This window comes from Novosphingobium beihaiense (assembly GCF_022832375.1).
GTDB lineage: Bacteria > Pseudomonadota > Alphaproteobacteria > Sphingomonadales > Sphingomonadaceae > Novosphingobium > Novosphingobium beihaiensis.
In genome coordinates, this window is record NZ_JALHLG010000005.1 from 576,093 (window position 1) to 595,578 (window position 19,486).

At 64.3% G+C, this 19,486-nt stretch carries 19 protein-coding genes and 1 riboswitch; of the genes, 7 read left to right on the forward strand and 12 right to left on the reverse strand.

Features of this window, described 5'->3' with window-relative positions:
• Positions 1 to 11 precede the first annotated feature (11 nt).
• Entirely contained in the window at positions 12 to 488 is a 477-nt protein-coding gene (locus MTR66_RS06345; RefSeq protein WP_243918832.1) for a VOC family protein, read from the forward strand.
• 100 nt (positions 489 to 588) lie between these two features.
• On the opposite strand, the gene cofH is transcribed toward MTR66_RS06345, so the two are convergent.
• From cofH to cofE, 3 genes are read right to left on the reverse strand one after another with little or no spacing between them, the layout of a single operon-like run.
• Complete coding sequence (gene cofH, locus MTR66_RS06350) at positions 589 to 2,922, reverse strand: 5-amino-6-(D-ribitylamino)uracil--L-tyrosine 4-hydroxyphenyl transferase CofH (protein ID WP_243918834.1); 2,334 nt, start codon at positions 2,920 to 2,922, stop codon at positions 589 to 591.
• 2 nt (positions 2,923 to 2,924) lie between these two features.
• Positions 2,925 to 3,878 carry a 2-phospho-L-lactate transferase gene (gene cofD, locus MTR66_RS06355; protein ID WP_243918835.1) on the reverse strand — a complete coding sequence of 318 codons (954 nt, stop codon included), beginning with the start codon at positions 3,876 to 3,878 and terminating at the stop codon, positions 2,925 to 2,927.
• Positions 3,875 to 4,657, reverse strand: a complete 783-nt coding sequence (gene cofE, locus MTR66_RS06360) for a coenzyme F420-0:L-glutamate ligase (protein WP_243918836.1) — start codon at positions 4,655 to 4,657, stop codon at positions 3,875 to 3,877. Before cofE ends, cofD begins: the two co-directional genes overlap by 4 nt.
• Before the next feature lie 113 nt (positions 4,658 to 4,770).
• Between cofE and npdG the strand changes: the two genes are divergently transcribed.
• The 5 genes from npdG to MTR66_RS06385 are packed head-to-tail and all read left to right on the forward strand — an operon-like array spanning position 4,771 to position 9,189.
• On the forward strand, positions 4,771 to 5,421 hold the full coding sequence (npdG, locus tag MTR66_RS06365) for an NADPH-dependent F420 reductase (RefSeq protein ID WP_243918837.1): 651 nt from the start codon (positions 4,771 to 4,773) through the stop codon (positions 5,419 to 5,421).
• Positions 5,418 to 6,029: a 2-phospho-L-lactate guanylyltransferase gene (cofC, locus tag MTR66_RS06370; protein ID WP_243918838.1), complete on the forward strand. Its 612-nt coding sequence runs from the start codon at positions 5,418 to 5,420 to the stop codon at positions 6,027 to 6,029. The genes npdG and cofC overlap by 4 nt, the downstream gene beginning before the upstream one ends.
• A gap of 53 nt (positions 6,030 to 6,082) precedes the next feature.
• Positions 6,083 to 6,940, forward strand: coding sequence for an SDR family NAD(P)-dependent oxidoreductase (locus tag MTR66_RS06375; RefSeq protein ID WP_243918839.1), 858 nt, complete (start codon positions 6,083 to 6,085; stop codon positions 6,938 to 6,940).
• Between the two features lie 33 nt (positions 6,941 to 6,973).
• Positions 6,974 to 7,894 (forward strand): LLM class F420-dependent oxidoreductase, encoded by a 921-nt coding sequence (locus tag MTR66_RS06380; protein ID WP_243918840.1) that lies wholly within the window; start codon positions 6,974 to 6,976, stop codon positions 7,892 to 7,894.
• 50 nt (positions 7,895 to 7,944) lie between these two features.
• Entirely contained in the window at positions 7,945 to 9,189 is a 1,245-nt protein-coding gene (locus MTR66_RS06385; protein ID WP_243918842.1) for an MFS transporter, read from the forward strand.
• 8 nt (positions 9,190 to 9,197) lie between these two features.
• On the opposite strand, the gene MTR66_RS06390 is transcribed toward MTR66_RS06385, so the two are convergent.
• Together MTR66_RS06390 and thiE are read right to left on the reverse strand one after the other, a co-directional pair.
• Entirely contained in the window at positions 9,198 to 9,770 is a 573-nt protein-coding gene (locus MTR66_RS06390) for a CDP-alcohol phosphatidyltransferase family protein (protein WP_243918843.1), read from the reverse strand.
• A 24-nt stretch (positions 9,771 to 9,794) separates the two neighbouring features.
• The gene (gene thiE / locus MTR66_RS06395; protein ID WP_243918844.1) at positions 9,795 to 10,451 is read right to left on the reverse strand and encodes a thiamine phosphate synthase; all 657 of its coding nucleotides are present in this window, start codon (positions 10,449 to 10,451) and stop codon (positions 9,795 to 9,797) included.
• Positions 10,452 to 10,770: 319 nt separating this feature from the next.
• Between thiE and MTR66_RS06400 the strand changes: the two genes are divergently transcribed.
• A complete protein-coding gene (locus MTR66_RS06400) occupies positions 10,771 to 11,094 on the forward strand; it encodes a hypothetical protein (protein ID WP_243918845.1) in 324 nt (107 codons plus the stop codon).
• Here MTR66_RS06400 and MTR66_RS06405 read toward each other — a convergent pair.
• The 7 genes from MTR66_RS06405 to tkt all read right to left on the reverse strand — a co-directional run bounded on the left by MTR66_RS06405 (position 11,078) and on the right by tkt (position 19,294).
• Positions 11,078 to 12,007, reverse strand: a complete 930-nt coding sequence (locus MTR66_RS06405) for a homoserine O-succinyltransferase (protein WP_243918846.1) — start codon at positions 12,005 to 12,007, stop codon at positions 11,078 to 11,080. The two genes, MTR66_RS06400 and MTR66_RS06405, sit on opposite strands and share 17 nt — an antisense overlap.
• Before the next feature lie 39 nt (positions 12,008 to 12,046).
• A riboswitch (SAM-I-IV-variant riboswitch) is annotated at positions 12,047 to 12,153 on the reverse strand.
• A gap of 288 nt (positions 12,154 to 12,441) precedes the next feature.
• The gene (locus MTR66_RS06410) at positions 12,442 to 13,353 is read right to left on the reverse strand and encodes a fructose bisphosphate aldolase (RefSeq protein WP_243918847.1); all 912 of its coding nucleotides are present in this window, start codon (positions 13,351 to 13,353) and stop codon (positions 12,442 to 12,444) included.
• 98 nt (positions 13,354 to 13,451) lie between these two features.
• Positions 13,452 to 14,564, reverse strand: a complete 1,113-nt coding sequence (locus tag MTR66_RS06415) for an acyltransferase family protein (RefSeq protein ID WP_243918849.1) — start codon at positions 14,562 to 14,564, stop codon at positions 13,452 to 13,454.
• Positions 14,565 to 14,604: 40 nt separating this feature from the next.
• Positions 14,605 to 15,804: a phosphoglycerate kinase gene (locus MTR66_RS06420; RefSeq protein ID WP_243918852.1), complete on the reverse strand. Its 1,200-nt coding sequence runs from the start codon at positions 15,802 to 15,804 to the stop codon at positions 14,605 to 14,607.
• Positions 15,801 to 16,220, reverse strand: a complete 420-nt coding sequence (locus tag MTR66_RS06425) for an MOSC domain-containing protein (protein ID WP_243918854.1) — start codon at positions 16,218 to 16,220, stop codon at positions 15,801 to 15,803. The genes MTR66_RS06420 and MTR66_RS06425 overlap by 4 nt, the downstream gene beginning before the upstream one ends.
• Positions 16,221 to 16,282: 62 nt before the next feature.
• A complete protein-coding gene (gap, locus tag MTR66_RS06430; protein WP_243918856.1) occupies positions 16,283 to 17,290 on the reverse strand; it encodes a type I glyceraldehyde-3-phosphate dehydrogenase in 1,008 nt (335 codons plus the stop codon).
• 15 nt (positions 17,291 to 17,305) lie between these two features.
• Positions 17,306 to 19,294, reverse strand: coding sequence for a transketolase (gene tkt / locus MTR66_RS06435; RefSeq protein ID WP_243918857.1), 1,989 nt, complete (start codon positions 19,292 to 19,294; stop codon positions 17,306 to 17,308).
• Between the last annotated feature and the right edge of the window lie 192 nt (positions 19,295 to 19,486).

Sequence of the window (19,486 nt, forward strand, 5' to 3'; positions counted from 1 at the left end):
GGAGAAAAACCATGCTTGAAGGCCAACACTACCAGAACGCCTACGTCTGCGACGATCTGGAAGCCGCGATCGATCTGTTCCGGGGGCGCGGGCTCGCCAAGGAGCCCATCATCATCCCCGTCGATCAGACAGTGATTACCCCCGAAGGCCCCAAGCGCCAGAAGGGCCGCATCTGCTTCATCTGGATCGGCGATCTGCAATACGAACTGATCGAGAACGAGATCGACGAAGTGGGCATCTACGCCAATTGCCTGTCGAACGGCGGCCCGCTGCGCTTCCACCACATCTGCTTCCGCATCGACGACTGGGATGATTTCCGCGCCCGGGTGGACAGTCAGGAATTTCCCATCGCAATGGAACGCGACCTGACCGGCGAAGATCCGAACGGACTGAAATTTCTGTATCTCGATGCCCGCAAGGTCTTTGGGCACTACATCGAATATACCTGGATGCCCGAAGCCATGTGGCAACAGATCCGGGCGATGTAAGCCCTGCCCTTTCCCGTTCGTGTCGAGCGAAGTCGAGACACGCTAGCTCAGGTTGGCGTGTCTCGACTTCGCTCGACACGAACGGAGAGGCCTGCCTTCTTCAAGCCATTTCACTGATGGCCGTAACATCCTTGTAAAGCGTGGTCCGCTGCCGCAGTGAACGGCCCACGCTTTCGGCCGCCACGCGCAGGTCTTCCACCGTGGCCATCTGCCCGTGCGAGGCACCGGCGGCGCGGCTGATGCTTTCGTCCATCAGCACGCCGCCCAGATCGTTGCACCCGGCCCGAAGCACTGCCGCGGCGCCGTCCATACCCAGCTTCACCCACGAACACTGGATCGAATCGATCGCCCCGTGCAGCGCCAGACGCGCCACCGCGTGCATCATTACCGTCTCGCGCCAGGTCGGCCCCTTGCGGCATTGGCCGCGCCGGTAAAACGGCGCTTCCATGTGCACGAGCGGCAATGGCACGAACTCCGTGATACCGCCGGTATCGAGCTGCAGATTGCGCAGGGCCAGCAAGTGCCGCGCCCAATGCTCGACACCTTCGAGATGGCCGAACATCACCGTCGAAGTCGTCGGCAAGCCCACCCGGTGCGCCGCTCCCACGACATCGAGCCATTCCTGCGTCGTCAGCTTGTCAGGGCAGATCTGCGCACGCACATCGTCGCACAGGATTTCCGCCGCGGTGCCGGGCAACGAGCCCAGCCCCGCATCGCGCAGCATGGCCAGATAGCCGGACACGGGCATATCCAGCGTGCGCGCGCCCTGACTGACTTCGAGCGGAGAGAAGGCATGGACATGCAAGTCCGGGCAGGCATCCTTCACCGCGCGCAGGATCGAAAGGTAGGTCTCGCCCGTATAGCTTGGATGGATGCCGCCCTGGAGGCAGACCTCGGTCGCGCCGCGTTCCACTGCCTCGCGGGCACGCCCGGCAATCTCACCAAGGTCCAGGTTGTACGGCTTGTCGCGGAAGCCCGCCTTGCTGCTGGTCTTGGAGAAGGCGCAGAACGAACAGGCGTGCGTGCAGATGTTGGTGTAATTGATATTGCGGTTGACGACGTACGTCACGCTGTCACCGCTCACTTCCGCCCGCAACGCGTCCGCCGCCTCTACCACCGCCTGCGCCGCTGCGCCGCGCGTGGCGAAAAGCGAGACGATCTCCGCTTCGTTCAGCCCTGCACCACCGGCAGCGCGATCGAGGATGCGGTGGATTTTCCGGGCCACAGGTCCGTCGAAACGCCGCCCTAGCGGCACTTGCACCGTGCCAGGTGCCTTATCGGCAACGCCGGGGCTCCAGCGGCTGTCCCGCGCCAGCCCCTCGGCATCGGCCTGCCTCAGCACCGCCGGGCGGATCGCCGGATCGAGCCATGTGCTGTCCGGCCCGCCGATGAAGCGCGGATAGACGGTCAGCCGCTCCACCAGCGGCAGACCGGCACGGGCGCAGACAGCCTCCATCCGTTCGATCTCGGGCCATGGCGCCTCGGGGTTCACGTGATCGAGCGTGACCGGCGAGATACCGCCCCAATCGTCGATCCCGGCGCCGATCAGTTCGGCCAGCCGCTCGTCATTGAGATTGGGCGGCGCCTGCACCGACACCGTGCCGGGCATGAGAATGCGGGCGGCGGCGATGGTGCGCAGGAAATCGGCCTCGCTGGCTTCGGCTGCGCCGGACATCTTCGTGCCGGGTTTGGGGCAGAAGTTCTGGACGATCACTTCCTGCAAGTGCCCGTGGCGTTGGTGCAGATCCCGCAGCGCAATCAGCGCTTCCATGCGTTCCCCGGGCGTTTCGCCAATGCCGATCAGCACGCCGCTGGTGGTAGGCACCCGCGACCGGCCCGCTGCCTCCAGCGAGGCCAGACGCACCGCCGGAACCTTGTCGGGCGAACCGTGGTGGCAATATCCCTTATCCAGCAGCCTTTCAGAGGTGCTTTCGAGCATGAGGCCCACCGATGCCGCGACCGGGCGCAGCATCCGGTAATCCTCCTCTTCGAGCAAGCCCGCGTTCACATGCGGCAGCAGGCCGGTCTCTTTCAGCACCCGTTCGGCGCAGTGGCGCACATAGTCTATGGTCCGCGCGAAACCGCGCACCGCCAGCCATTCTCGCGCAGCGCCATAGCGGCGCTCAGGCGCATCGCCGAGGGTGAACAAGGCTTCCTTGCATCCCGCCGCCGCACCGGCGCGGGCGATCTCCAGCACTTCGTCTTCGGACAGATAAGGCGCTTCCAGCTGCGAAGGCGTCGTCGCGAAAGTGCAGTAGTGGCACACATCGGCGCACAGCCGCGTGAGGGGAATGAAGACCTTGCGCGAATAGGTCATCCGCGCGGGCGTGCCCGCCCCCTGCCGCTGGTCCCGGCAGGCGCAGGCTTCGGCAAGCAGGTCTTCAAGCGGTGTGGAAAGGAGTCGGTTTATCAATGCGCTGTCGTCGCGAGCCATGGTCATCCTGTTTCGATACGGGCTGCGGACAGTGCTACGCGCGCAAGCCGCTCCCGATCTCCGGCATCGCACATGACTGTTCCCGTAACCGTGACTGAAAGGCCGGTGCCGCGCAAGTCTCCGGCATCGGCGGCATCGGCCTCATCGATGATCAGATGATCGAGAAGATCGCCGTAGTGATCGGCGATCGCCCGGTTGGAGACCGGCTGCCCCAGTTCCCCCAGCAGCTTGGCGAGAGGCCCTTTCAACGCCGTGCCGCCCACCAGTGGAGAGACGGCGATCAGCGGCACCTTGCGTGCTTCCAGTGCGGCCCGCACACCTTCCACCGCCAGGATCGGATCGACGCTGAGATAAGGATTCGACGGGCATACGACGATAGCGCCCAGATCGTCGCGTGCCAGAGCCCGCGCGAATTCGGCGGAAGGTTTGGCCCCGGCTTTACCAGCAAACCGAATGCCCGTTGCCACCGGGCGGCACTGCTCCGCCACGAAGTAACGCTGGAAATCCAGCCAGCCTTCGGCAGTGCCGACCTGGGTGCGCAACGGCGCGTCGCTCATGGGAACTATCGCATGCGCGATACCGAGTTCGCGGGTCAGCCGTGCCGTGACGGCAGACAGGCTCTCTCCCTCCCGCATCCGCCAGGACCGGGCAATGTGCATGCCCATGTCGCGATCGCCCAGATTGAACCAATCGGCCTCGCCCAGCGCCTTGAGCATAGCCATCGCCTGCCATGTCTCGTCCTTCACGCCCCAGCCCCGCTGGGTGTCGTTCAGGCCCGCCAGCGCATACGTGACGGAATCGATATCCGGGCAAATGGTAAGCCCCAGATGCTCGAAATCGTCGCCGGTATTGACCACGATGGTCAGGTCCTCCGGCGGCAGCACGGCAGCCAGCCCCGCCGCCAGCTTCGCCCCGCCGACGCCGCCCGACAGGGCCAGCACGTGTTTTGCACTCATCGAAACATATCCTGTTCTACCGGGCGCAGACCGCTCGCCGCGCCCGGCCCGTCTTCGGTGTGAACCCACCGGCCTGCGCCCTGCACCACGGCCACGGGCGTGCCCTCATCGCCCTCGCCCATCGCCAGCGTGGCCATGGCGGCAATCGAATCCGCGACGGCGATGAGCGTGGCCTGCAACGTCCGCCCGTAGAGGTCGACACCCTTGCCCCGCCGGTCTTCCAGCACCGTCAGCCCGGCACAGCCGATGGCCGTGCCTACGGTCCCGATCCGCCAGGCCCGCCCCATGGAATCGGCGATCACCACGCCGATCCGCGCGCCGCTCAGGACTTGCAGGTCCGCCCGGATCGCGCGGGCCGATGCGTCGGGATCAGTCGGCCAGAGCAGGACCGTCCCGCTTTCGCCGCCCTCGATATTCGAGGCATCGATACCGGCATTGGCCAGCACATGCCCGGTGCGATGGCGGGCAATGATCGCGGCGGGAGAGGCCCGCAGCACCTCGCTGCTCTCGTTGAGAATGGCCTGTGCCATGACGGGCTCGCGCCCGGTCTTTTCCGCCAGGTCTTGCGCCGCCTGATCCGGCGTGAGGCTGGCCAGAGCCAGCATGCGCCCTTCCGCCTTGGAGACGATCTTCTGCGCGATCACGCAGATATCGCCGTCGCGTAAGGCGCTGCCTTCGCTTTCCAGCGCGGTGCAAATCGCTTGCGCAACCGGCATTCCAGAGGCGAACATGGGCAATCCGGCAAGCGGGCGCACCGTGATCGCGGGGGGGCGGGGCATTCGGTCTGTCTCCTGATGGGGACTCCGTCATGGCGCCCCTCGCCTAAGACACTGGCCCCGGCGCGGGCTGGCGGCAACCGTAACGAACAAGAATTCGCAGGAGAGATAAGCACATGGCATCCATCGCGGTCATCGGCGGCACCGGCGCCCTCGGCAAGGGCATTGCCCGCCGCCTCGTCAAGGCCGGGCATGACGTGACCATCGGCTCACGCTCGGCGGAAAAGGCGCAGGCCACGGCAGAGGAACTGGGCGCGGCGGGCTTTGCTGCCAACGCCGATGCGGCAAGCGGCAAGGACGTGGTGATCGTGACCGTGCCCCATGCCTCGCAAGGCGATACGCTGGCGCTGATCCAGGACAAGGTGGGGGATGCCGTAGTCGTCGATACCACCGTGCCGCTGGTGCCGCCCAAGGTCATGCGCGTGCAGCTTCCCGCCGAGGGCAGCGCCGCGATGCAGGCCCGCGCCCACCTGGGGCCCGATGTGAAGCTGGTGACGGCGTTTCATAACGTCTCGGCCCATCATCTCGACAGCGATCACGCTATCGACTGCGACGTGCTGGTGTTCAGCGACGATGTGGACGCGCGCAAAACGGTGATCGGCCTTTGCCCCGGCATGGGCCTGCGCGGGCTTTCCGGGGGTTCGCTGGGCAATTCGGCGGCGGCCGAGGCGCTGACCTCGATCCTCATCTACATGAACAAGACCTACAAGGCCGATGGCGCGGGCATCCGCTTCACCAGCCTGACGGACGCGCCGCCGATCCCATGAGCGGGCCGCCAACCGTTTGGGCACTGATCCCGATCAAGGCCAGCGGCGAGGGCAAGACACGTCTTGCCGATGCGCTGTCCGTGGCGGAACGCGATGCCCTCGTCGATGCCATGGCGCGCCATGTCGCCGGCGCGGCGGCCGGTGCGGAGCGAGTCTCGCGGATCGTTCTGGCGGGCCCGTCACGGCATGGGCTGGATGCGGATATCCTGCGGATCGACGATCCCGGCGAAGGGCTCAATGCCGCGCTGGGCAGCGCCCTCGCCCGCATCGCGCGCATGGAGGCATGCCCGGACCGCCTTATCGTCGTCGCGGCGGATCTGCCCCGGATTACACCACTCGATCTGAACCTGCTGGCGGAAGCTCCCGCGCATACCGCCGTCATCGCACCGGACCGGCACGGCACGGGCACCAACGCGCTCTCGCTGCCCTTGCCCGAGGCGGCAGGTTTTCACTTCTGCTACGGCACCGACAGCGCCGCCCGCCATCGCGAGGAGGCCGAAAGGCTGGGGCTCACCGTGGAGACGATCCTCAGCGAGGGGCTGGAGAAAGATATAGACGAGCCTTCCGATCTGGTTGATGCTCGGGATGTGTATACGATCGAACACTAGGCAGCCCATGCTGCCGCGATGCCGAACACGGCACGAAACGGTGGAGAGGACATTTGGAGACCAGCGGCATCGACCTGACAGGCCAGGCGGCGTTCGTTACCGGCGGCGGCGGCGGAATAGGCCGCGCCATCGCCTTGTGCATGGCAGACATGGGCGCGGATGTGGCGATTATCGAAGCCATTCCGGAACGCTGCGAACAAGTGGCCGCCATGATCGAGGCACGCGGGCGCAAAGCGCTTTGCATCCCGGGCAATGTGATGGACGTGGAGGCGCTGCAGAATGCCGTGGCCGCTGCCGCAGACACATTCGGGCGGCTCGACGTGCTCGTGAACAACGCAGGCGGGGTGACACGGCGCGATTTCCTCGATCTGACCGAAAAGAACTGGCGCCGCCACATCGATATCAACCTGATCAGCAACCTTGCCGCCACGCAGGCCGCCGTGCCGGTGATGATCGCGGGCGGGCGTGGTGGCTCGATCATTAATGTCACCAGTATCGAAGGCTCACGCGCGGCGCCGGGCTATGCCGTCTATGCCGCGTGCAAGGCGGGGATCAACAATCTCACCCGCACGCTGGCGCTGGAATTCGCCGAACACGGTATCCGCGTGAACACCATCGCCCCTGACATCGTTCGCACGCCCGGAACCAGCGGCCAGTTCAGCGGCCCCGTGGATGAAAGCCAGTGGCATCAACCCGGCCCTGCGCAAATGGAGAGCATCCGCAAGCGCATTCCTGCCGGACGCTGGGGGCAGGACGAGGAATGCGGCAAAGTTGCCGTTTTCCTCGCCTCGCCGATGGCCAGCTATATCACCGGCGCCACTATCCCTGTCGATGGCGGCTCCTGGGCCTCAGGAGGCTGGGTCCGCAATCGCGACGGCGCCTGGATCCTTCCCCCCGAAGTGACCGGCTGAACACCCATTCCCGATCAAGCACGAGCAAAGCCCATGACTTTCACTCTCAGTACCAGCCTGCCTTTCGATCATGTCCAGCAGGGCGAGGAATTCGTCTCGATGCAGGCGCTTCACGAGATTGCCCGCGCGGTCGAGGATGCGGGATTCTATGCCGGCGCCGTGACCGATCATCCCGTGCCCTCGGCGCGCTGGCTCGACAGTGGCGGGCACTATGCGCAGGACCCGTTCGTGATGCTCTCAATGCTGGGCGCGGTGACGACGAAGCTGCGGCTGCAGACCAACATTATCGTCCTGCCCTACCGCAACCCGTTCATCACTGCGCGGTCGGTCTCCTCGCTCGATCATTTCACCGGCGGGCGCGTGATCCTGGGCATGGGGGCCGGCTACATGAAGGCCGAATACAAGGCACTCGGCGTCGATTTCGACACCCGCAACGACCTGATGGACGAATATATCAAGGCCATGAAACTCGCCTGGACGGGCGAGGACTTCACTTTCGAAGGCACCGGCTACACCGCACTGGGCAACCGGGTGTTGCCCACGCCCGCGCAAAAGCCGCATCCGCCCCTTCTGGTCGGCGGCAATTCCAAGCGCGCGCTGCGCCGCACGGTGGAACTGGGCGATGCCTGGCATCCCTTCTTCGTGCCCAAGACCATCACAGACACCGCCCGCACTGCCAGCATGGAAAATGACGACGATGTGAAAGGCGCGATCGCCTACATGCAGGACCATTGCGCCAAGGTTGGCCGCGAGGTGCCGCCCAAAGTGATCGCCTCCTCCACCTATTCGGTAAAGGCCGGGTGGAACGCACAGGAAGCGCTCGATCACTTCGCGCATCTCAAGTCCATCGGCATCGATGCCTCGGGTGCGACGGTCTATGCCGAAACGCGCGGCGAATACTGCGACATGGCGCGCCAGTTCGGTGAAGAGGTGATTGCCAAAATCGATTTCTGATCCCGTGCCCGCAAGCTGGGAGGGCACAAGCCTTGGGAGGGGCTGACTGCATGAGCGAACCGATGACCGCGCGCGAGGAATGGCGCAGATACTGGGCCACCGTGCTTGCCGCGATGATCGGCATGTCGTTCTACACCGTGATCACCTATTCGCTGGGCACGTTCATCGGCCCGCTGGAAAAGGAATTCGGGTGGAGCCGCACCGCCCTTTCCTCTGGTCTTGCCATCTTCGCCGGTATCTCGATGCTGGGCGGGCCCTTCGTCGGTATGGCGCTGGACCGGTTCGGAACGCGCAAGCTGGCGATCGTGGGCATGATACTGGCCAGCACGGCGCTCGCCTCGTTCAGCCTGCTCAATGGTTCGATCGGGCAGTGGATCGCACTCTATGTGATCTACGGCGTTGTCGCGCTGGCCATCAAATCCACGATCTGGAGCGCGGGCATTTCCAGCGTCTTCACCCGCGCGCGCAGCCTGGCGCTGGCCTTCGTGCTGAGCGGATCGGCCATCGGCCAGACATTCGCGCCGGTCATCGCCAACAAGCTGATCGTCGCGGTGGGATGGCGCGAAGCCTATATCTGGCTGGGCTTTGGCTGGGGGGGACTGGCGCTGGCGCTGCTGGTGCCGTTCTATTTCGACGCGCACGCCCGCAAGGCAAAGCAGGTGCGTGCCAGCACGGCGCCGGTTGCTCTGCCCGGCCTCACAATCCGCGAGGCCACGCGGGACAGCCGGGTGATCCGGATCGCCGTTGCAAACCTGCTGATGTCCATTGTCGGGTCGGGCGTTTCAGTCCACCTCGTGCGCGTGGTGGCCGAAAACGGCATGACGATGGACAGCGCCGTGGACATTGCCGCGACCGCGGGCATTGCCGGACTGGTTGGCAAGCTCGGCTGCGGCTGGCTGCTGGACCGGGTGCAGGGCAGCGTTATTCCCTTCACGGGCTTTGCCGTTGGCGCGTTTGGCCATTTCCTTCTGATCGGCCTGTTTGCAGGCGCGGCCCCTTTAATGCTGGGTGCCATGTGCGTGGGCTTTGCTTCGGGCGCTGGGCTGCAGATCTCGACCTACCTTGTCTCGCGCTATGCCGGGCTCAGGAACTTCGGTGCGATCTTCGGCACGATCAGTTCGACGATGATGGCCGGAACCGCCATCGGCCCCCTGCTCGCCGGATCGGTGCACGATCTCACGGGAAGCTACGATGCCCTGCTGATGATGGCCTCTCCGGTCATGCTGTTATGTGCCATGCTCTTCATCGGACTGGGCCCCTATCCCGAATTCCCGCAGCCCGCCCTGGCGGAATAGCGCGAAAGTCAGGCGTTTCCGTCCCGGTCTGCTGCCTTCAAGCGAAGCAGGCTGCCGACATCGGGCCGGAAACGCCTGAGGCGGAAAGTCACCAGCAGCGATTCGACATTCGCCGCCACGCCCAACACCACCAGCGCGAGGAAGAACAGGCGCGAGTATCCCAGAAAATAGAGCGAGACGATAAACGCCCCGGAACAGAGCGCCCCTGCCTTCGACAGATAGAGATGATAGGCCGGAAGCACGCGAAACTTCACCAGACAGGCGATGGCCGCCGCGCCGTAGCTTGCCAGGAACAGGCCAAGCCAGGGCCATTCGGACCGCAGCGGACCGGCTTCGAAAAGCCAAAGCCCGGCAATCGCGGCCAGCACCGTGGCGGCATCGGCAATGGTGTCGAGCTTCGCCCCGGTCTCCGAGGCCTGGTTGCACCACCGCGCGATCGGCCCGTCGACAAGATCGCTGGCCAGACTGAGGATAATCAGGATGAAAAAGGCATCGCGGTGGCCGGCAAGCGCCACCCCGGCGGCCACGGGCGCGGCGGCGATCCGGTAGATCGTGAACAGATCCGCGAACTTGGGCTTCATCGCCCTGCCCCTCTCCCCGCCGTTCTATGCCATCGCGGCTGTCATGGCCTCATGAAAGGCTTTCACGGCCGCGGCTTCATCTCCGTTCCACACGGCCCCGCTCACGGCCAGGAAATCCGCGCCCGCCGCGACCAGCGGGCCGCAGTTTTCTGGAGTAATACCGCCGATGGCGACGCAGGGAATCTCGAACAGCGCCTGCCACCATTCCAGCACGTCCAATCCCGCCGTGTGCTTCACTTGCTTGGTCTGGGTCGGGAAGAACGCGCCAAAGGCTACATAGTCCGCCCCGGCTTCGCCTGCTTCCATCGCCAGATGGCGGCTGTCATGGCAGGTCACGCCGATCTGCGCATCGCGTCCCAAGGCCTTGCGTGCTTCTTCCACGGTTCCGTCTTCCTGCCCCAGGTGGACGCCATCGGCGCCGATGCGCTTGGCCAGGCTGATCGAATCGTTGACGATAAACGCCACCTCGCGCGCGGCGCAAATGGCCTGCAAGGGCTGGGCGAGCCGCGCCGCCTCGTGCTGGTCCACATCCTTCACGCGGAACTGGAACGCCGCAACCGGCGCGGCATCGAGCGCGCGGGCAAGCCGTTCCGGAAAATCCCCGCCCACTTCCAGCGGCGAGATCAGATAGAGCTGCGCCGGTTCGCGTTCGATTTCGGGCTGTTCGGTGTCGTTGGTCATGCCCGCGCTCTAGCCGCGCGGCGCGCCGCCGCCAAGCATTCCGGAAGCGTTCAGGCGGGTTATGTTTGCTGGCGGCATGAAAATGCCAATCCCAATTGCCCCGATTGCCGTTGCCGCATCGCTTGGCCTCGCCGGTTGTGCGATTATCCCCTCTCCCGGGCCCGGTGCAGCACCGCCGCCTGCTCCCCGGCCGCAGAGCGATGGATCAGGCCCCAGGCACGCCCCGGAGCCACCTGCGGAACCTGCACCAGCCCCCGAACCGGCTCCCGACCCCGCACCCGCGCCTGTTCCGGCCCCGCAACCCACCGCGCCGCCTCTAATGAGCGCGCCGCTCGCTTATGCCGCGCTGGGCCAGACCGTTCAGGTGGACGGGCCGCAAGTCACACCGCTCAAAGTGCTGGAAGACAGCCGCTGCCCCGCCAATGCCCGCTGCGTCTGGGCCGGGCAGGTGCGGCTGCGCATCCGTGTCAGGACCGGATCAGGGCACCGCGACATGGAAATCATCTCGGGCAAACCTGTCCATATCGCCGATGGCACGCTCGAACTCGCCCAAGTCCGCCCTGACAAGCTCACGAACCGGAATGACGGCGCCATCAAACCCGGTGATTACCGTTTCGGGTTCCGCTTCATGGGCGGTCTGTAGGCGCGAGGCTGCGGCCAATCTCGGCGACGTCGAACGACGTCGTCTGATAGATCTCGTTGATCCAGTTGCCGAACAGCAAGTGGGCATGGCTGCGCCAGCGGTTCTCGGGTTCCTGCGCCGGATCGTCGCCCGGGAAATAGTCCACGGGAAGCTGCTTGCCGCCGTCGCGCCGGTATTCCTCAGCCAGAGTGCCTGCGTCGTATTCCAGATGGTTGAACATGTGCAGCGCGCGGTGCTCGGGATCATCGACGAGGCACGGTCCGGTCTCGCGGCATGCCGCCAGTACGGTGATCGCATCGACAGCCGCCAGCGCATCCGGGCAGGCCTGCGCCCAGCGCGAAACAGGCACGCTGAAACTGTCTGAAAAACCCCGCAGATAAGGCGAATAGGGCTCCATATTGCGATGCCGGAAAACGCCGAAGGCCTTTTCCTTCAAGTGCAGTTTGGGCACGTCGTAAAAGTATTGCAGCGCGGCCTGCGCCGCCCAGCAGATCGTAAACGTGCGGTGGACGTGCGTTTGGGTCCAGTCCAGGATCGAGCAGAGCTCATCCCAATAGCGCACATCCTCGAACGGCAACCGCTCTACCGGGGCGCCGGTAACGATGAAACCGTCGAAACGCTCGTTGCGGACATCGCTCCAGGGCCGGTAAAATGCTTCCATGTGATCCGACGACGTATTGCGGGCCACGTGATCGCTGATCCGCACGAGCGTCAACTCGATCTGGATCGGTGTGGCCCCCAACAGGCGCGCGATCTGGGCCTCCGTGCGGATCTTGTCCGGCATCAGGTTGAGCAGGCCGATCCGCAAGGGCCGGATATCCTGCCGCACCGCATCGGTTTCACGCATGACGGACAGGCCCTCGGTTTCGAGAATCTCGCGCGCGGGCAGGTCGTCGGGGATGGTAATCGGCACAGTGCGTCGTTCCTCATTTGCAGGAACGACATGATGTGGCGGTGTCCGTTTGGTTGCCGGCGCGGCCACATCCCCCGTTTAGAGGCGCCACCTTGCCCGGTTCGGCAGGTTGGCGTTGGGCGTCGCCCCAACTCTTGATGCTGGCTTTTATGTAGGGCGGTCCATGCCGCAGTGCAACAGGCTGTTTCCTACAGCCCGCGTTTCCGTCACACTCCGCGCCGGGCGCTTCGCCTGCTGCTCTTTCCCATCGTCTATCCGCGATTTTCGCACCCCAAACTTTGGGTACGACCTATCCATTTGAATACTCTTGATAACCGGAAAACTTCCACGGCCCCGAAGTGGACAAACTTCGAGAAGTCCGGCTGCTGCGAAAAAAAAGGCGGCACCCGCACGGGCACCGCCTTTCCTGTTTTCAAGCGACTTTCCGCTGCGGATCAGACCGCCGCGGCCGCCTCGATCTTCTGGGTGGAGCCCTTGTAGATCTCACCGATCGCATCGGCGAGCGAAGCGTTGAATTCGGCATCGCTCATCTGCGAGCGCAGATCTTCGAGCAGCGCACGGCTGAAGCTGGCGATGATGCCCTTGTTCTTCGACAGCTCGACGCAAGCCTCTGGACGCTTGTAACCGCCCGACAGCGCCACGACGCGCAGCACCTTCGGGTGCTCAACCAGCGGATCGAACGTGCCCGGCACCACAGGCAGCGAAAGCTTGAGCATCACACGCTGGCCTTCGGGCAAGGCGTCGAGGTTCTTGAGGATTTCGGCAAGGAGGATCTTGTCGCACTCGGCCCGCGTTTCGCTCTTGATGTTCACTTCGGGCTCGATGATCGGCATCATGCCGTGGCCGAGGACCTGCTGCCCCACTTCGAACTGCTGCTTGACGACAGCGGCGATGCCTTCGGCATTGGCGGAATGGATCACCGAACGTTCCTTGGTGCCGAACACGCCCAGCGCCTTCGACCGTTCCAGCAATGCGTCCAGCGTCGGCATCGGCTTCATGAGCTGCACGCCGTTGGCTTCGTCTTCCAGGCCCTTGTCGATCTTGATGAACGGCACCACGCCCTTGGCGATCAGGGCTGAAGGCGTGGGAACGCCATCGACCTGGCCGTCCATGGTCCGCTCGAACAGGATCGCGCCGATGACCTTGTCCCCCGTAAAAGCCGGTGAGGAAATAATGCGTGAGCGCATTTCATGGATCAGGCCGAACATTTCTTCTTCGCTCGACCAGGCGCCTTCTTCGATGCCATAGCCTTTCAGTGCCTTGGGCGTCGAACCGCCGCTCTGATCCAGCGCGGCAATAAAGCCATTACCTTCGGCCATTTTGGCCGCCATATCCGAATACTGCATGTGCCTCCTCCTCTAGGCTTAAAAATGTGACAGGGACGTTATCCCCGCCCCCCCTCTTTCGCAACTGCGGCATAGGCGTTCCCACGCTGCCCGGGCGATCACGCGGCCGTCACCGAAAGCGCCGGTTCGCGCCCTTTCCGCAGCATTGAAGACAGTTTGCGGCGTACCGGTTCATCGAACCATTTCACCGCAAACCAGGAAACAGTCAGCGCCGTCGCGATGTAGAGCGCCGCGCTTGGCAGGGCCGGAACGCCCGCTTCGTCCTTCAGCCAGCGAAACGCGTCGATAAGCGCCCAATGCACCGCATAGAGCGCGAACGATACGTCGCCCAGAAACTTCGATACCGGAGCCAGCAGCACCGGAACCTCGCAGCGCGATCCCAGTACCAGCAGGACCGGCCAGAACAGCAGGATACAAGCCAGATCATACTGCCCCACTTCCGGCGTCTTCACCGGAATGCTTACCCCCATGCCGAAGCCGACGAACAGCCCCAGCAGATAGGCGATGGCAAGCAGGCACAGCGCTCCCGCCCAGCCTTGCGGGCGCCTGGCCGGTTGCGGCAAACGTGCGACCAGTGCCCCCAGAGCAAAGGAAAACGCCGTGCGCGCAAGCGCCACGGGCCATTCCCCCCACAGCGCACCGATATTGGCGTTGTGCCGTTCCGTCACCACCGGCACCAGCACCCACGCGCTGAACAGGCAGATCGCGACAAGCCCCATTCGCGGCAGGCGGAACAGCACCGTCACCATGAACAGGCTCGCGACCAGTTCGAAGAACAGGGTCCAGGCCGGCAAGTTGACCGGAAACAGCGCTTGCGTGACCGCAGATGGCAGCATCGCCAGGTTGGTCGGCAGGCTGTAAAAGATCCTGTATGCGGCCTTTTCGCTCCAACCGTCGCCCGTCATCTGCACCAGGGCCACTGCCGTGCACAGCACCATGCCGAGCAGGAACAGCGGGTAAAGGCGGATCGCCCGCTGGCGCATGAATGCCACAGCGCTGTAGCCCTGCTCTTTCCAGCGCGCATGATAGGCCTGCCAAAGGACAAAGCCGGACAGCGCGAAGAAGAAATCGACCGCTACATATCCATGCGGGGCCCGGATAAAGTCGAAATGGAACAGCGCCACGGCCAGCGCGGCGATCCCGCGCATGCCGTCCAGCGTGACATACCGGCCGGGCCGCGGCGGTGCGGCTGCATGAGAAGAGATTGTCATGTCCGCTGCTCCCGCCAGGGCCCGATGATACCAGAACCGCTCAGACAGTAAGCGCCGCCACGCCAGGAAGTTCCTTGCCTTCCATCCATTCAAGGAACGCACCGCCAGCGGTGGAAATATAGGTGAAGTCCTGCGCCACGCCTGCATGGTTGAGCGCCGCGACGGTATCGCCGCCGCCCGCTACGGACGTCAACGTGCCTTCGAGTGTCAGCGCCGCCGCCGTTCGGGCCAGCGCCACGGTCGCCGCATCGAAGGGCGCCATCTCGAACGCGCCGAGCGGACCGTTCCACACCAGCGTGCTGCAGGTCTTGAGCACATCGCCCAGCGCCTCCACCGCCAGAGGACCGGCATCGAGGATCATTTCGTCAGCCGCAACCTCATGCACGTTGCAGGTGCGCAGAGACGCCGGATTGGCCGCGAATTCCTTCGACACCACCACATCGTAAGGCAGGTGGACCGTGCAACCTGTCTTGTCCGCGGTGTCGAGGATCTCGTTGGCCGTGCCGGTCAGGTCGTGCTCGCAAAGCGACTTGCCCACGTCCACGCCCTTGGCGGCCAGGAAGGTGTTGGCCATGCCGCCGCCGATGATCAGGTGATCGACCTGGCTGACAAGGTGCTTCAGAACGTCGAGCTTGGACGAAACCTTGGCCCCGCCGACAACCGCGGCAACCGGCTTCACCGGCGTGCCCAGCGCCTTGTCGAGCGCTTCCAGTTCCGCCTGCATCGAACGGCCCGCATAAGCGGGAAGGACCTTGGCCAGCCCTTCGGTCGTGGCATGGGCGCGATGCGCTGCGGAAAAGGCGTCGTTGACGTAGAAATCCCCGTTGGCGGCGATCGCCTTCGCCAGTTCGGGATCGTTCTTTTCCTCACCCTTCCAGAAACGCGTGTTTTCCAGAATGGCCACGTCGCCCGGGCGCAGGATACCTATGGCCTGTTCAACCACCGGCCCGGTGATCTCGGGCACGAACATCACTTCCTTGCCGATCACTTTCTCCACCGCGCCGACAACCATCGAGAGCGACATCGTCGAGACACGCTCCCCCTTCGGACGGCCGAAGTGGGCCAGCAGGAGCACTTTAGCACCTTTCGCGCACAAGTCCTTGATCGTGGGCTCAGCGGCGCGGATGCGGGTATCGTCGGTAACGGCGCCATCCTGCATCGGCAGGTTCAGGTCGACGCGCACGAGCGCCACCTTGCCCGTCACGTCGCCCAGATCATCAATCGTCTTGAAAGCGCTCATTTTTCGATCCTCACGTCATCACCGACGGCAATCGCGCCGTCATCCAGCACCCGCCCCAGCACGCCGCCGCGCCAGTCCGGCGTCAGCGCGGCCATCAGGCCCGGCTTGATCTCGTCCATGCGGCTGCATGGATCGCATTCCATGGTTATTTCGATGCGGCAGTCAGAGCCGATTGCGATGACTGCGCCCGGCTCTCGCGGCAGACGCAGGCCGGAGACGCACAAGTTCGCCCGCCGGGAATACCACGGCGGCGCATCGTCACCGGCAATGTCCAGTTCCTGCAAGGCCGCCGTCCAGCTTTCCGCCTCGATCAGCGAGACCTGCCGGCGCGGCACTTTCCCTTGACGCACCGCGCCGCGAAAGTCCCCCTGGACTCCCGCGGCGGCAGTGACGGCAACGGACACCAGTTCCTCCATGGCCGCACGCGATCTGGATCGCCGCGCAATGCCCCGGAGCGTGCCCGCAGCCGGTGTCACTGTCAGAGGAACTTCGCCATCGCGCCCGCAGTGTCGATCATGCGGTTGGAGAAGCCCCACTCGTTGTCGTACCAGGACACGACACGGACGAACTTGCCTTCCATCACCGCCGTTTCGAGGCTGTCGACCGTCGAGCTCGCCGGATAGTGATTGAAGTCCGAGGAGACCAGCGGCTCTTCGGTGTAGGCGAGAACGCCCTTCATCGGGCCTTCCGAAGCAGCCTTCAGCGCGGCGTTGATCTCTTCCTTGGTGGTGTCACGCTTCGGCACGAAGCACAGATCAACAAGGCTGACGTTCGGGGTCGGCACGCGGACCGAAGAACCGTCAAGCTTACCCTTCAGTTCGGGCAGCACGAGACCGACCGCACGGGCAGCACCGGTGGTGGTCGGGATCATGTTGGCGGCACCGGCACGGGCGCGGCGCAGATCCTTGTGGATCTGGTCAAGCATGCGCTGGTCGTTGGTGTAGGAGTGGATCGTGGTCATGAAGCCACGCTCGATCCCCACGGTATCGTTCATCACCTTGGCGACGGGCGCAAGGCAGTTGGTGGTGCACGACGCGTTCGAGACGACGATATGATCGGCCGTCAGCGTTTCGTCGTTCACGCCGAAGACGACAGTGTTGTCGACACCCGTGGCCGGGGCCGAGATCAGCACGCGCTTGGCGCCTGCGTCGAGGTGCGGCTGCGAGGCTTCCTTCGACTGGAAGAAGCCGGTGCATTCCAGCACGATGTCGATGCCCAGATCCTTGTGCGGCAGCTTGCCGGGATCGCGTTCGGCAGTGACGGTGATGTCCTTGCCGTTGACGGTCATCTTGCCTTCGCCCGCCTCGACAGTGCCGGGGAAACGGCCGTGGGTGCTGTCATAAGCGAAGAGGAGTGCGTTCGACTTGGTATCCGCGAGGTCGTTGATCGAAACCAGATCGAGCCCGCAGTCAGGGCGCTCAAGGATAGCGCGCGCGACAAGCCGCCCGATACGTCCGAAACCGTTGATCGCAACCTTGGTCGCCATGTTCAATACTCCTCCTTAGACGCTGAGTTTATCGAGAATCCTGGGCACGATGGATTCGGTGGTGAAGCCGAACCGTGCGAACAGATCCTTGGCCGGGGCCGACGCGCCAAAGCGGTCCAGACCGATATTGAGGCCGCCATTGCGGCTGGCAGCCGTATAACGTTCCCAGCCCATGGTTGATCCCGCCTCGATCGAGACGCGCAGGATCGAGGGATCGTGGGGCAGGACTTCGTGCTTGTAAGCCTCGTCCTGAGCTTCGAACAGTTCCATGCACGGCATCGAGACGACATCCGCACCGATGCCCTGTTCCGCCAGCGCATCGCGCACCTTGCAGGCCAGTTCGACTTCGGAACCGGTGGCGATCAGGATCACCTTGCGCTCGCCTTCGGCATGGCGGAGCACATAGGCGCCGCGTGCCGAGAGCATATCGCCCGACTTGCGCAGCTGCGGCAGGTTCTGGCGGGTCAACGCCAGAACCGACGGCGTTCCAGCGGCTTCCAGAGCCAGGTTCCAGCACTCGGCCGTTTCCACCACGTCCGCCGGGCGGAACACGTTGAGGTTGGGGATGAGGCGCATGCTCATCACGTGCTCGACAGGCTGGTGCGTCGGGCCGTCCTCGCCAAGACCGATGGAATCGTGCGTCAGGACGTAGATCGCACGGGTCTGCTGCAGCGCCGACATGCGGATCGCGTTACGGCAGTAGTCCGAGAAGATCAGGAAAGTGCCGCCGTAAGGAATAACGCCGCCGTGCAGCGCCATGCCGTTCATCGCGGCGGCCATGCCGAATTCGCGGATGCCGTAATAGACATAGCGGCCGGAATAGTCCTCGGGGGTAAACGGATTCTGGCACTTGGCCTTGGTGTTGTTCGAACCGGTGAGGTCCGCCGAGCCGCCAACCATTTCCGGAATCGCCGGAGCCAGCACGTTCAGCCAGTTCTCCGAAGCCTTGCGGGTCGCGACAGTCGCATCGCCTGCCACCCATTCGGCCAGCGCCTTGCGCACGGTATCGCCGTCGGGGAGTTTTCCAGCCATGCGGCGGTTGAACTCGGCCGCGTCCGGATTGGCGGAAAGCCGGGCTTCCCACTCGGCGCGGGTCTTGGCCCCTGCGGCGCCCAGCGAGCGCCAGTTGGCCAGGATTTCGGCGGGGACTTCGAACGGGGCGGAGGTCCAGCCCAGGTATTCACGGGCCGCGGTAATTTCATCGGCGCCAAGCGGTGCGCCGTGCACGTTGTGGCTGCCCTGCTTGTTGGGCGCGCCCTTGCCGATCACCGTGCGGCAGGCCACCAGCGAGGGCTTGTCCGAAGCCGCAGCCTCGCCCAGCGCACGCTCGATATCGGCGAAGTCGTGCCCGTCGCACTCGAACACGTCCCAGCCTGACGCGCGGTAGCGGGCCGGGATATCCTCGGACGTCGAAAGCGAAGTGTCGCCGTCGATGGTGATCTTGTTGTCGTCCCACAGGACCTTGAGCTTGCCGAGCTTCAGCGTTCCTGCAAGACCGATCGCCTCGTGATTGATCCCTTCCATCAGACAGCCGTCACCGGCGATCACCCATGTATTGTGATCGACCAGATCATCGCCGAAGGTGCCGTTAAGCTGACGCTCCGCCATGGCCATGCCAACCGCCATCGCAAGCCCCTGCCCCAGCGGCCCGGTGGTGCATTCGACGCCCGGGATCAGGAAATTCTCGGGGTGGCCCGCACAGACCGAACCGAGCTGGCGGAAGTTGCGAATGTCATCCATTGCCGGGCTTTCGTAACCCGTCAGATGGAGCAGCGAGTAGATCAGCATCGAGCCGTGGCCGGCCGACAGCACAAAGCGGTCACGGTCGGCCCACTTGGGCGCAGCAGGATCGAACTTCAGGAACTTGGCGAAAAGCACCGTCGCGACATCGGCCATGCCCATCGGCATGCCGGGGTGGCCGCTGTTGGCAGCCTGAACCGCGTCCATCGACAGCGCCCGGATGGCGTTGGCCATCGGCGCAAGGCGGTCGGGTGCAAGGGTCATGTAATTGGCTCCGGAGCGGAATTTTGTGGACGATTCGGTAGTTTCGGCACCCCTTTAGGGAGAGGTGCCCTCCCGTCAAGTTCAGCACCCGTTTTCGCCAGCCCCCACTACCACCTGCGGTCTATTGTCCGCACTTGCAGGATAGCTCACAAGACTGTGAACAACCCCCGCCAAATACTTGCCTTGCAGCGA